At 74.4% G+C, this 12,883-nt stretch carries 10 protein-coding genes and 1 tRNA gene; 7 read left to right on the forward strand and 4 right to left on the reverse strand.

Going from position 1 to position 12,883, the window contains the following annotated elements:
* The first annotated feature begins 78 nt into the window (after positions 1-78).
* From ACLHRZ_RS19660 to ACLHRZ_RS19680, 5 genes are all read left to right on the forward strand, one after another.
* Positions 79-1,002, forward strand: a complete 924-nt coding sequence (locus ACLHRZ_RS19660; RefSeq protein ID WP_490419954.1) for a bifunctional MaoC family dehydratase N-terminal/OB-fold nucleic acid binding domain-containing protein — start codon at positions 79-81, stop codon at positions 1,000-1,002.
* Positions 999-1,397, forward strand: a complete 399-nt coding sequence (locus ACLHRZ_RS19665; protein ID WP_490419786.1) for a MaoC family dehydratase — start codon at positions 999-1,001, stop codon at positions 1,395-1,397. Before ACLHRZ_RS19660 ends, ACLHRZ_RS19665 begins: the two co-directional genes overlap by 4 nt.
* The gene (locus tag ACLHRZ_RS19670) at positions 1,394-2,548 is read left to right on the forward strand and encodes a lipid-transfer protein (RefSeq protein WP_490419787.1); all 1,155 of its coding nucleotides are present in this window, start codon (positions 1,394-1,396) and stop codon (positions 2,546-2,548) included. The genes ACLHRZ_RS19665 and ACLHRZ_RS19670 overlap by 4 nt, the downstream gene beginning before the upstream one ends.
* Before the next feature lie 54 nt (positions 2,549-2,602).
* Positions 2,603-3,442, forward strand: a complete 840-nt coding sequence (locus ACLHRZ_RS19675) for a DUF1906 domain-containing protein (protein WP_490419788.1) — start codon at positions 2,603-2,605, stop codon at positions 3,440-3,442.
* A gap of 124 nt (positions 3,443-3,566) precedes the next feature.
* Complete coding sequence (locus tag ACLHRZ_RS19680; RefSeq protein ID WP_336410402.1) at positions 3,567-4,106, forward strand: SigE family RNA polymerase sigma factor; 540 nt, start codon at positions 3,567-3,569, stop codon at positions 4,104-4,106.
* Positions 4,107-4,208: 102 nt separating this feature from the next.
* On the opposite strand, the gene ACLHRZ_RS19685 is transcribed toward ACLHRZ_RS19680, so the two are convergent.
* Positions 4,209-5,867: a long-chain fatty acid--CoA ligase gene (locus ACLHRZ_RS19685; RefSeq protein WP_490419789.1), complete on the reverse strand. Its 1,659-nt coding sequence runs from the start codon at positions 5,865-5,867 to the stop codon at positions 4,209-4,211.
* Between the two features lie 70 nt (positions 5,868-5,937).
* Positions 5,938-7,152 (reverse strand): MFS transporter, encoded by a 1,215-nt coding sequence (locus ACLHRZ_RS19690; protein ID WP_490419790.1) that lies wholly within the window; start codon positions 7,150-7,152, stop codon positions 5,938-5,940.
* A gap of 104 nt (positions 7,153-7,256) precedes the next feature.
* On the opposite strand from ACLHRZ_RS19690, the gene ACLHRZ_RS19695 reads away from it, so the two are divergent.
* Entirely contained in the window at positions 7,257-7,838 is a 582-nt protein-coding gene (locus ACLHRZ_RS19695) for a TetR/AcrR family transcriptional regulator (RefSeq protein ID WP_490419791.1), read from the forward strand.
* A 33-nt stretch (positions 7,839-7,871) separates the two neighbouring features.
* Here the strand turns inward: ACLHRZ_RS19695 and ACLHRZ_RS19700 are convergent, their stop codons facing one another.
* Together ACLHRZ_RS19700 and ACLHRZ_RS19705 are read right to left on the reverse strand one after the other, a co-directional pair.
* On the reverse strand, positions 7,872-11,879 hold the full coding sequence (locus ACLHRZ_RS19700; RefSeq protein ID WP_490419792.1) for a hybrid sensor histidine kinase/response regulator: 4,008 nt from the start codon (positions 11,877-11,879) through the stop codon (positions 7,872-7,874).
* Between the two features lie 157 nt (positions 11,880-12,036).
* Positions 12,037-12,486: an SSI family serine proteinase inhibitor gene (locus tag ACLHRZ_RS19705; protein WP_490419793.1), complete on the reverse strand. Its 450-nt coding sequence runs from the start codon at positions 12,484-12,486 to the stop codon at positions 12,037-12,039.
* A gap of 227 nt (positions 12,487-12,713) precedes the next feature.
* On the opposite strand from ACLHRZ_RS19705, the gene ACLHRZ_RS19710 reads away from it, so the two are divergent.
* Positions 12,714-12,804 (forward strand) — tRNA-Ser (locus ACLHRZ_RS19710).
* The last annotated feature ends 79 nt before the right edge of the window (positions 12,805-12,883 follow it).

Genomic DNA, 12,883 nt, shown 5'->3' on the forward strand with positions numbered 1-12,883 from the left:
CCCCCCCCCCCCCCCCCCCCCCCGCGGCGTTGCTGCGGGGACCTTGACAGCCCCCGGAGATCTGACGGACAGTCAGAAATCGTGAGCGACCTCCACCGGCTCCTCAAGCTGTACGAAGGGCGCCCCGCCGCCGTTGCGGGCCGCGGTCCGGATCCCGTCAACCGTCCTATGATCAGGCACTGGTGCGAAGCCCTGGGCGACACCGGCCCCGCCTACCGCGGCGAGGACGCCGTCGCCCCGGCCACCATGCTCCAGGTCTGGACCATGCCGGGGCTCGGTGGCCCCGCCGCCCGGTCACCCGCCCTCGCCGAGGTGCTGGCACTCCTCGACGGCGCGGGCTTCACCGCCGTCGTCGCGACCGACTGCGAACAGGAGTACCTGCGGCCCCTGCGCCTCGGCGACGAGATCACCTTCGACTCCGTGATCGAGTCGGTCTCGCCGCGCAAGACGACCAGGCTCGGCGCAGGCCACTTCCTCACCCGGCGCACCGAGATCCGCGTGGCCGACGAGCTCGTCGGCACCCAGCGCTTCCGCATCTTCAAGTACGCGCCCGCATCGCGCATTTCACGCCCTGCCGAGCGCCCCGACGAGCACCGTGCCGAACGCCCGCAGCCCGTCGTCAACCGCGACAACGCCGGGTTCTGGGAGGGCGTCACCGCCCACCGCCTGCTGATCCAGCAGTGCGAGGACTGCGCGGAACCGCGCTTCCCCTGGCTGCCCGGCTGCGCGCACTGCGGGTCCCCCCGGTGGACGGCCGTGGACGCCTCCGGAGCCGGCACGGTGCACGCGTGCGTGGTCGTGCACCACCCGCCCGCCCCCGGATTCGAACCGCCCTACGCCGTCGCGCTGGTCGAACTCGCCGAAGGAGTACGGATGGTCAGCAACATCACCGGCGCGGAACCGGGCGCGGTGCACATCGGCATGCCGGTGGAGCTGGAGTTCCTGCAGGTGGGTGAGGGACGGGAGTTGCCGGTGTTCCGGCCCCGGGAGGGGAGCGCATGACGCCGAAGAAGGGGGACGTCCTGCCCCCGCTCACCCTTCCCGTCACCCGCACGCTCGTCATCGCGGGCGCCCTCGCCTCCCGCGACTACCAGGACGTGCACCACGATCCCGAGGCCGCACGGGCCAAGGGCGCCCCCGACATCTTCATGAACATCCTCACCACCAACGGCCTCGTGGGCCGTTACCTCACCGACCACTTCGGCCCCGGCGCCGTCCTGCGCAAGGTCGCCATCCGGCTCGGCGTCCCCAGCCACCCGGGGGACGAGCTCGTCCTCACCGGCACGGTCGGGTCCGTCGACGGGGAGACGGTCGTCGTCGACGTCGTCGGCACCAACAGCCTCGGCCGGCACGTCACCGGCACCGTGACCCTGGACCTGCCCGGGAGCACGCCGTGAAGGGCACGTTCGGCGGCAGGGCCGCCATCGCCGGCATCGGCGCCACCGAGTTCTCCAAGAACTCCGGCCGCAGCGAACTCGCCCTGGCCGCCGAGGCGGTACGGGCCGCGCTGGACGACGCGGGGCTCGTGCCCGGCGACGTCGACGGCATGGTCACCTTCACCATGGACACCAGCCCCGAGACCGCCGTGGCCCGGGCCGCCGGCATCGGGGAGCTGTCCTTCTTCTCCCGCGTCCACTACGGCGGCGGCGCCGCCTGCGCCACCGTCCTGCAGGCCGCCCTCGCCGTCGCGGCCGGCGTCGCCGGGGCCGTCGTCTGCTACCGCGCCTTCAACGAGCGCTCCGGCCGCCGCTTCGGCGCGGGCGTACGGCACCGGGAACCCTCCGCCGAGGGCGTCGCCCTCGGCTGGACACTGCCGTTCGGACTGCTCACCCCGGCCTCCTGGGTGGCGATGCAGGCGAGCCGCTACCTCCATCTCCACGGCCTGGAACCGGAGGTCTTCGGCCACGTCGCCGTCACCGACCGCCGGTACGCCGCCACCAACCCGGCCGCGTACTTCCGCGGCCGTCCCATCACCCTCGCCGAGCACGCCGCCTCCCGCTGGATCGCCGAACCGCTGCGGCTGCTCGACTGCTGCCAGGAGACCGACGGCGGACAGGCCTTCGTCGTCACGAGCACCGACCGGGCCCGCACGCTCCGGCACCCGCCCGCCGTGATCACCGCGGCGGCCCAGGGCGCCGCCGCGGGCCAGGAGCAGATGACGAACTTCTACCGGGGCGAACCGGGCCGCCTCCCCGAGGCCGGAGCCGTCGCGCGGCGGCTGTGGCGCGACAGCGGGCTGCGGCCCTCCGACATCGACGTCGGCATCCTCTACGACCACTTCACCCCGCACGTCCTCATGCAGTTGGAGGAGTTCGGCTTCTGCGCCCCGGGCGAGGCAGGCGAGTTCGTCGCCGCGGACCGGCTGCCGCTCAACACCCACGGCGGCCAGCTGGGCGAGGCGTACCTGCACGGCATGAACGGCATCGCCGAAGCCGTGCGGCAGTTGCGGGGCAGCGCGGCCAACCAAGTTGCGGACGTCGCGCATGTGCTCGTCACCGCCGGGACGGGAGTTCCCACGTCCGGGCTGCTTCTCGGCGCAGACGGATGAATCGAGGGCGTGTCACCGCCGGACGGCCCCGTCCGGCCCCCTTGACTCGCCCTTATGGACCGACGAAGGAAGATCATCGGATACATCGTCGCCCTGTTGGCGGCGCTGACCCAGGTGGTCACCCAGGCAGCAGCGCCCGTCACCGCCGCCCCGGCACTCCTGGGCCTGCTGGGCGGCGCCTCCGTTTTCCGGGGGCAGGCGTTCGACACCTGCCAGGCCCCGCCGCTGACCACCCTCAGCGCCTGGGCCGCGTCCGAGTACCGCGCCGTGGGCGTCTACTACAGCGGCCGCGCCCGGGCCTGCCCGCGCCAGACCTACCTCAGCGCACGCTGGCTCACCGGCGCCCGCGACCTCGGCTGGAAGGTCCTGCCGATCTTCGTCGGCTCGCAGTCGCCCTGCGTCCGCGCCTCCAGCAAGAAGGGCTACCCCATCGGGGACGACCCCTACGACCAGGGCTGGGACGAGGGCATGGACGCGGTGCACGACGCGAGCGAGCTCGGCATCGCGCCGCGCAGCGCGCTCTACCTCGACATGGAGGCGTACAACGACAAGAACGACGACTGCGCGGACACCACCCTCACCTTCATCCGCTCCTGGAGCGCTGCGGTCAGCCGCAAGGGATATCTGCCCGGCTTCTACAGCAGCGCCGAATCGGGTGTCCGCCACCTGGAGCGCGCCCGCCGGGCCGGGATGGACGACCTCCCCGAGGCCGTCTGGTTCGCCCGCTGGAAGTCCTCGCCGAACACGGCCAAGGAGCCGTCGCTGTCCTCTACGTCCTGGGCGCCGCACCGCCGGATCCACCAGTACGCGGGCAACGTGACCGAGACCCACGGCGGCCGCAAGCTGACCATCGACCGCAACCTCGTCGACGCCCCGGTCGCGGTGATCGACTGACGCGGCTGCTCCGGGCTCCCCCTCCAGGAGGTGTGGCCGCCCCGGTTCGTACGACCTGAGGGGGAGCGTGCTTCGGCACCTCCGGCCGATCCGCCGGGGACGGGTGCGCTCCTAGCGTTGAAGCATGACAGTGACCTCGACGTCCGTGTGTGCCGGTGCCTCGACCGCGGCCGTGTACCCGTCGTTCTCCTCGTACGTACGGGCACGCGGCCCGGTGCTGCAGCGCACCGCCCGTTCGCTGACCTCGAACCCCTGCGATGCCGAGGATCTGCTGCAGACGGCGCTCACCAAGACCTATCTGGCGTGGGACCGCATCGAGGACCACCGGGCGCTCGACGGCTACGTGCGCCGGGCGCTGGTCAACACGCGCACGTCGCAGTGGCGCAAGCGCAGGGTCGACGAGTTCCCCTGCGAGGAGCTGCCGGAGGCGCCGCAGGGCGCCGGCGATCACGCAGAGCCGGTGGCTCTGCGTGATGCGATGTGGCGGGCCGTGCACCGGCTGCCGGACCGGCAGCGGGCGATGGTCGTTCTCAGGTATTACGAGGATCTGACCGAGGTACAGACCGCGGAGCTCATGGGGGTGTCGGTCGGCACGGTGAAGAGTGCGGTTTCGCGTGCGCTCGGTAAGTTGCGGGAGGACCCTGAGCTTTCCTGTGCCGCTTGAGGCCGGTGGGGGCCGGTCGCGCAGTTCCCCGTGCCCCTGACGGGGCGCTGTGGTTGCTCGCGCCCACGCGGCGGAGCCGCATGATGCAACAGCCCCGCGCCCCTACGGGGCGCTGATCACCGTCACCTTCAGTTCCCCTTCCGCGTACTGCCTGCGCAGGACCTTCTTGTCGAACTTGCCCACCGACGTCTTCGGCACGGACGGGACCGGTGCCCAGCGTTCCGGGAGCTGCCAGCGGGCCACGCGCTCGCCGAGGAAGCTGCGCAGCTCCGGCCAGCCGGTGGTCGCGCCGTCGCGCAGGACGACCGTGGCCAGCGGGCGCTCGCCCCACTTCTCGTCCGGGACGGCGATGACGGCCGCCTCCGCGACGTCCGGGTGGGCCATCAGGTGGTTCTCCAGCTCGCACGAGGAGATCCACTCGCCGCCGGACTTGATGACGTCCTTGGCCCGGTCGGTGAGGGTCAGGTAGCCGTCGGCGGACATCGTGCCGATGTCGCCCGTGCGCAGCCAGCCGTCCTCGCTGAACTTGTCCGCGGGACGGAAGGGTTCGCCGTCCCTGCCGCCGAAGTACGCGCCCGCGATCCACGGGCCGCGCACCTCCAGCTCGCCGGCCGACGTGCCGTCCCACGGCAGGAACCGCCCGTCCGGACCGGCCAGCCGGAACTCCACCGAGGCGGGCAGCAGGCCCTGGGTGATCCGGTAGGGCCAGGCCTCCTCCGGGCTCAGGCCGGGCGGCGGGTAGGCCACCGAGCCCAGCGGGGAGGTCTCCGTCATGCCCCAGGCCTGGACGATGCGCAGCCCGTGCCGCTCCTCGAAGTCCTTCATCAGCGAGGGCGGGCAGGCGGAGCCGCCGCTGACGACCGTGTGCAGCGAGGAGACGTCCCGCGGGCGGGCGTCCAGCTCGGCCAGCAGGCCCTGCCAGATGGTCGGCACGCCCGCGGTGACGGTCGGCCGCTCGGCCTCGATCATCTCCGCGAGCGGTGCGGGCTGCAGGAAGCGGTCCGGCATCAGCAGGGACGAGCCCGCCATGAACGCGGCGTGCGGCAGGCCCCAGGCGTTGACGTGGAACATCGGCACGACCGGCAGGCAGATCTGCGCCGGGGTCAGCCCGAACGAGGCCGCGGCGTTGACCTCCATCGCGTGCAGGTAGACCGAACGGTGGCTGTAGGCCACGCCCTTGGGCTCGCCGGTGGTGCCCGAGGTGTAGCAGAGGGCGGCGGCCTGGCGCTCGTCGAGCTCGGGCCACGGGTAGTCGTCCGCGGGCTGCGCCGCGAGCAGCTCCTCGTAGTCGTGCACCTGCGGGCGCACGTCCGCCAGCGCGGACCGGTCGCCCGGCCCGGAGACGATCACGTGCTCCACGTCCTCCAGGTAGGGCAGGAGCGGCGCGAGGAGCGGCAGCAGCGAGCCGTTGACGAGCACGACGCGGTCGCCGGCGTGCCGCACGATCCAGGCGAGCTGCTCGGGAGGCAGCCGCAGGTTGAGGGTGTGCAGGACCGCGCCCATGGAGGGCACGGCCAGGTACGCCTCCAGGTGCTCGGCGTTGTTCCACATCAGGGTCGCCGTGGGCTCCCCCTCGCGGACGCCGAGCCCGTGCAGGGCGTGGGCGAGCCGTGCGGCGCGCGCCCCGACGTCCGCGAAGCTGCGGCGCTGCGGCTCGCCGGTGCCGGTCCACGTGGTGACCTGCGTCCGGCCGTGCACTCTGGAGCCGTGGGCCAGGATGCGTGCGACGGTCAGCGGTACATCCTGCATCGTGCTCAGCACCGGAGCCTCCCCTTTGCCCTTGCGTGACTGCGTCAGGGGCGATTCTGCTGCCGTATCCGCCGGTAAGTCACTAGTTCCGGACCGATGCGTTCCCCCGGCCCCCGAGCCACCCCGCGACGACGGCCGCCACCGCGATCGCGCACACCCCGTTCCAGCCCCACGCGGCGAAGGCCGGACCCGCCAGGGCCGAGGCGCCCGCGCCGCCGATGAAGGCCGACACCACGTACGCCGTGTTCGCCGTCGACGGCATCGAGGTGGCCCCCAACGCCCGCGTCTGGTTGGCGACCTGACCGGCCATCAGACCGGCGTGGATCAGCACCGCCGCCGCACACAGGGCCCAGAGCCGGTGCCCGCCGAGCCAGAACAGCGGGAGGGAGAGCGCCGCCAGTACGTAGCCGGCCGTCACCACCCGGCGCGGGCCGAAGCGGTCGATCAGAGTGCCCGAGACCGGGGCGACGGCGGTCGAGGTCAGGCCGAACAGGCCGAAAAGGCCCGCCGTGCCCGTCGACAGGTGGAACGGCTGCGGTGCCGTCAGCAGCAGCGACAGCGTCGTCCACAGCGAGCTCCACGCGCCGAACAGGCCGGCCTGGCGCAGGCACGCCGCCCGGAGGTCGGCCGAGGAGCGCAGCAGGCGGGGGAGGCCGGCGATGTTCTTCAGCGGGTTGGACGCGCGCCGCGGGCGCGTCTCCCGCGGCAGGACCAGTGCCGTCAGCAGGCCGACCGCCACCGTGAGCGCCGCGGCGCCGAAGAACACCGGGCGCCAGCCGAAGGCCTGGCCGGCCAGGCCGCCCAGCACCCGGGCCGCGACGATGCCGGTGAACAGGCCCGCCACCACCGCCGCGACGTGCCGGCCGCGCCGGTCCGCGGGAGCGCGCTCGGCCACGAGCGGGACGAGCAGCTGCGGGACGACCGTGCCGGCGCAGGCCACCAGCACCGCGGCCGCCAGCGCGGGCAGGCCCGGCGCGAGCCCGGCGGCGACGAGGGCCGCGCCCGCGAGACCGGACAGCGCGGCGACGAGACGGCGGCGGTCCGCCGTGTCCCCGAGGGGGGCGAAGAGCAGCAGGCCGACGGCGTAGCCGAGTTGGGCGACGGAGGCGATCCAGCCGGCGGAGGAGGGCGAGGCGCCGAAGCTGCGGGCGATGAGCCCGAGCAGAGGGGCGGCCAGGTAGATGTTGGCGGCGGTGACGGCGGTGCACAGCGCGATGACGGCCAGCAGGAGGCCGTTCGCCTTGCCGGCGGCGGTTGCGCGGGGTGCGGGTGCGGTGGAGGTCGTGGTGACGGTCATGAGCGGTGGAGGTTCCCCCGTGTACGTGTAACCAACTGGTTGGTTGCGAATTTCGCAGAGCGGTCCGCGCGCTGTCAACCGAATAGTTGGTTACGCTGGCCGGCATGGGAGCAACCAGGGACCCCGAGGCGACCAGGGCCCGCATCTTCGCCGCGGCCACCGCCGAGTTCGCCGCGCACGGCATCGCCGGGGCGCGCGTGGACCGGATCGCGCGCGAGGCCAAGGCCAACAAGCAGCTGATCTACGCCTACTTCGGCAACAAGGCCGAACTCTTCTCCCAGGTCCTGGAGAAGCGGCTGATGGAGCTCGCCGTCGCTGTCCCCGTCGACGCGGAGGACCCCGACGGCTGGATCGACCGCCTCATGGACTACCACGCCGCCCACCCCGAGCTGATCCGGCTCGTCTTCTGGGAGGGCCTGGAGTACGGCACCGGCGGCATCCCGCACGAGCAGGAGCGCAAGGACAACTACGCGCGCAAGGTGGCGGCTTTCGCCGAGGCCCAGGAGAAGGGGGTCGTCTCCGACGCCATTCCGGCGCAGGATCTGCTCTTCATGATGATCGCGCTGGCCTCGTGGTCCACGGTGCAGCCGCAGATGCGGCGGGTTCTCGTCGGGGAGACGGAGGACGACGTGGCGCGGCTGCGGGCGTCCGTGCGGGCCGCTGCGCGGCGCCTGACCGGCAACTGACCTTCGGGTGCGGGCCGCCCCTCACGGGGCGCGTCAGTTCGTACCGATCTTCGCCAGCAGGTCCACGATCCTGCCCTGTACCTCCGCGCTCGTCGAGCGTTCCGCCAGGAACAGGACCGTCTCGCCCGAGGCCAGGCGCGGGAGTTGTGAGGGGTCCATGTCCGCGGACGTGTAGACGACGAGCGGGGTGCGGTTCAGCAGGCCGTTGCCGCGCAGCCAGTCGACGATGCCGGCCCGGCGGCGGCGCACCTGCATCAGGTCCATCACCACCAGGTTCGGGTGCGTCTGCTGCGCGAGCTGCACGGCCTCGGCGTCCGTCGCCGCGCACACCACGTGCATGCCGCGGCGCTCCAGCGTGGCCCGGAGCGCGTTGGCGACCGGCTCCTGCTCCTCGATCAGCAGCACCCGCGGCGGGTGCATCTCGCTGTCGCGCGGGGCCAGCGCCTTGAGCAGGACGGCCGGGTCGGCGCCGTACGCCGCCTCCCGCGTGGCCTGCCCGAGGCCGGCCGTCACCAGCACCGGCACCTCGGCCGCGACCGCCGCCTCGCGCAGCGACTGCAGCGCGGTGCGGGTGATCGGGCCGGTCAGCGGGTCGATGAACAGCGCCGCCGGGTACGCCGCCTTCTGGGCGTCGACCTCCTCGCGCGAGTGCACGATCACCGGACGGTAGCCGCGCTCGGTCAGCGCGGACTCCGTGGACGCGTCCGGGGCCGGCCAGACCAGCAGCCGCCGCGGGTTGTCCAGCGGCTCCGGGGGCAGCTCGTCGTCCACCGGCGGACGCACCGGCTCGACCTCGACGGCGCCGTTGGGGCCGTCCAGCGGTTCGGGTCCCTCGGAACCCTCGTCCGGGGCGCCGACCGCGAACGCGCGGCCCTCCGGGCGGCCTTCGGGGGTGCAGAGCGGGTGCGGGCGGGCGGGCGCGGCCGGGGTGGCCGGAGCGGCCTGCGCCGCGGCCTCGCGCGGGGTGTCGGCGGGGTTCGCGAGCTTGCGGCGCCGTCCCGAACCGACGGCGGTCCCGCCGGCCGGGGTCTCCCCGGCGCCGGGGCCCTGGCCGAGGGTGCGCACGCTGATGGGCCGCGGGGCGGGGGTCCCGTCCTGCGGGGTGCCGCCGCCCGGCTCCTCGGCGAGAGCGCGCCGGGCCCGGCGGCGCCCGGTGCCGGGGGAACCCCCGCTCGCCGCGGGGGAGTCGGCGGGCTGCGGCGCGCCCTCGCCGTCCGGCGCCGGGAGCGGAAGAGGTTCGGCCCGGTCGCGCGGGGCCTCCTGCGCGGAGGGCGCCGGGTCCGGTTCGTCCGCGGACTGCCCGTGCCGGGGCCGCCCGCCCTCGGGCCGCGCGGGCCCGTCCGGCGTGGCGACGGCCTGCTCGGGCCGCGCGTGGGCCGAGGACGCGACCGCCTCCGGCGCGGCCACCCGGCCCGGCTGCTCCTGCGGGAGCGCGCCGGGACCGCCCGGAGACACGGGTGCGCCGTCGCCTGCAGCGGGCGTCGGCCCCTGTGCGGCCCGGGCGTTCGGGAACGCGGCCGTGCCGCCGGCCTGCGGCGCAGGGGCCGCCGGCGCCTGGGGGAACCCGGGGGCACCGCCGTCGGCTGCGCCGGGCGCGAATGCGTGGGTGCCGCGGGGCCCGGCTGCGGAGGCGCCGCTGCCGGCGCCTGCAGCGGGGTCGCCGTTCCGCGGCCCGGGAGTCGCAGGCGGTTCCTGGAGGAACGCCGCCGTGCCACCGCTCCGGCCCGCCGCAGGCGGAAACGCTGCGTCGCCGTTCCGCGGCCCGGCAGCTGCCGACGGCTCCTGCAGGAATGCGGCCGTGCCGCCGCCCTGCGCATGGTCGCTGCCGCGCGGTGCGGGTGCCGGCTCCTGCAGGAACGCCGCCGTGCCGCCGCCCAGCGCGTGCGCTTGGCGGCCGCTGTCGCCCGCGACAGGTGGGAACGGCTGCGCAGCCTCGCCGTGGTCGCTCTGCGCCGCAGGCGTCGACTCGGGCTTGCCGTCCCGGGGTTCGGGGCTCTTCTCGGGTGCCGCAGGCGGGAACGGGGCCGGCGCGGCCGGGTGGTCGTGCAGGAACGCGGCGGTACCACCGCTCGTCGGCTCCTGGAGGAACGCGGCCGTGCCACCGCCCTGCGGGAGCGGCTGCGCCGCAGCCGGCTTCTCCGGCGCGGGCGGCGCCGTCGGCATCGGCCTGTCCTCGCCGGAGCCGGGGGCGAACCCGTCGTCGGCCGGCTTGCGCGGTGCGGGGGTGGCCGGCTTCGCCGGGCGGTCCGCCTCGGCGGGGGGCAGGGCGAACGCGGTGCGGGGCGCGGTCGGTTCCGGGGCCTGCCGGCCGGGGGCGGGGACCGCGGCGCGGCGGGCGCGCCGGCCCGCCGGCTGTGCCGGGCGGTCGGCCTCCGCGGGAGGCAGGGCGAAGGCGGTGCGCGGCGCCTCCGCCGGCACCGGCTCGCGGCGCGCCCGTCGGCCCGTCGGCGCGCCGGCCGGCTGCGGGGCCTCCTCCTCGGCGCGGGCGGGGCCGCGCCGCCGCCCGGTCGGCTCGTCGGCCGTCCCCCGCGCCCGCTGCGCGGGCATCGGCATCACGGTCGTACCGCTGCCGATGCTGGCGTTGGCCTGGTCCGGCCGCAGGTCGGAGGCGGTGACGGGGGCGCCGTCCACGGCGACCGGCACCTCCAGCACGTACGCCCGGTCGTGCTTCTGCAGCACGCCGCCGTGCTGCTGGACGATGCCGCGCACGATCGGCTGGTGCACCGGGCTGCCGCCGGGGTGCGGGCCGCGCACCTCGATGCGGACGACCTCGCCGCGCTGGGCGGCCGCCACGACGATCGTCGAGTCGCCCGCGGCCGTCTTGCCGGTCGCGTCGACGCCGGCCACGTCCGCGACGAGGTGCGCGAGGGCCCGGGCGAACTGTTCCGCGTCGACCTCGGCCTCGATGGCGGGGGCGTGCACCGCGAACTGTGCGCGCCCGGGGCCGATCAGCTCGACGGCGCCCTCGACGCCCGCGGCGACGACCTCGTCGAGCCCGGTCTTCGTGCGCTCCAGTTTCGCGGCGCCGGAGTCCAGCTGCTGGTAGGACAGCACGTTGTCGACGAGGGCGGTCATCCGCCCGTACCCGGCGGCGAGGTGGTGCAGGATCTGGTTGGCCTCGGGCCACAGCTGGCCCGCGGGGTCGTCGGCCAGCGTGCCGAGTTCGGCGCGGAGCCGGGCGAGGGGCCCGCGCAGCGCGTCGTCCAGGACGGCGAGCAGCTGGGCGTGGCGCGCGGCAAGCGCGTCGTACGGGCGCCGGTCGGTGAAGGTCATCACGGCGCCGACCAGCTGTTCCCCGTCGCGCACGGGCGCGGTCGTCAGGTCGACGGCCACCGGGCGCCCGTCCTTGGCCCACAGCACCTGTCCGCGCACCCGGTGCTTGCGCCCGGAGCGCAGCGTGTCGGCGATGGGCGACTCGTCATAGGGGAACGGGGAGCCGTCCGCACGCGAGTGGTGGATCAGCGGGTGGAGCTCGCGGCCGCCGAGGTCGCTCGCGCGGTAGCCGAGGATCTGCGCGGCGGAGGGGTTGACGAGGACGACCTTGCCCGCGGTGTCGACGCCGACGACGCCCTCGGCGGCCGCGCGCAGGATCATCTCGGTCTGGCGCTGCTGGCGGGCGAGTTCGGCCTCGGTGTCGAGGGTGCCGGTGAGGTCGCGGACGACGATCATCAGCAGTTCGTCGCCCGTGTAGGGCTGCGGGTCGGCGTAGGGGGTGCGGCCGTCCTCCACGTTGGCGCTGGTCACCTCGACCGGGAAGCGGGTGCCGTCGGTGCGCCGCGCGACCATGCGGGTGGGCCGGGTGCGCCCGCCGTCGTCCTGCGGGAGCCGCATGGAGCCGGGGATGCGCCGGGAGTCGAAGTCCGGCAGCAGGTCGAGCAGCCCGCGCCCGACGAGACCGGTGCCGGGGACCTCGAAGGTCTCCAGCGCGATGTGGTTGGCGTTGACGACGGTGCCGTTGCAGTTGACGAGCAGCAGGGCGTCGGGGAGGGCGTCGAGTATGGCTGCGAGGCGAGCAGCGCCTCGGGATGGCCTGCTGCTCACGAGACGCTTCCTCCCTGTTACCGCCGTCTTGCCGACCGCGCCGGATGGGGAACGGGCCGCTCCGGCGCCGGGTCACTGTGGGGAAGTCTACGGGCTGCGGAGGCGGGCGCGACGGCGGTGGACGGGTGTGGCGAACCGTGCGGACATGCCTCCCGTGTCAGGTCATGGCACGTGCTTTCGGCTCGCCGAACAGAATGGAGAACTGGTCCCAGCGGGCTGTTTCGCACCCGTTCGTCCTGTTGAACTGCGCATCCACCGGTCGTCCCGCCCAGCGTCCGGTGACGTGGGCCTGCTGCGGGCCGCCGTAGATCATCGGACAGATCCGGTCCTTGGACACGGGCGCGAAGGGGTCCTTGCCCCAGGTGGTCCCGCCGTCGAGCTGCTTGCAGGCGTCCGCGGCGCGCGGGTGGGTGCTCCCGGTCACCGGGTGACAGTAGAGATGGAAGGTGCCTTCGAGATCTCCGCTGTGGCTGATCGTGACGACGAGGTGATCGGCGGTCCGCTGCTCGGGCAGCGGGATCGGGGCTGCGCCGGCGGTGGGGCCCGCGGCGAGCAGGGCCGGTGCGGCCAGGGCGGCGGCTGCGAGGGCCAGACGGTGGAGCGACATCGGGACTCCAGGGACGGGGAAGGGACGGAGGCCGGTGCGTGCCGGGCTCCGGCACGGGGGAGGGGATCCGCCCCCGGCCCGTCTAACGCGCCAGTGCGCCGCGCGTTGCGCACCCGGAACGCCTTTGCCCCGAGTCCAGGAAGCCCGGTACCGTAGGGTGCGATTGGTGATGACGCACGAAGCTGTGTCATCATCTGCACCAACGTCCGCGCCCGCGCGGGTGTGCTGGAGGCGTCGCCTAGTCCGGTCTATGGCGCCGCACTGCTAATGCGGTTTGGGTCTTAAAGCCCATCGAGGGTTCAAATCCCTCCGCCTCCGCAGCCAAGGCCCCGGTCGTCGATCACGACGACCGGGGCCCTTTGCGTTGCCGTTTGGGCCGCCGATTTGCCGTTTCCGC

The organism is Streptomyces sp. AM25, from assembly GCF_058146165.1.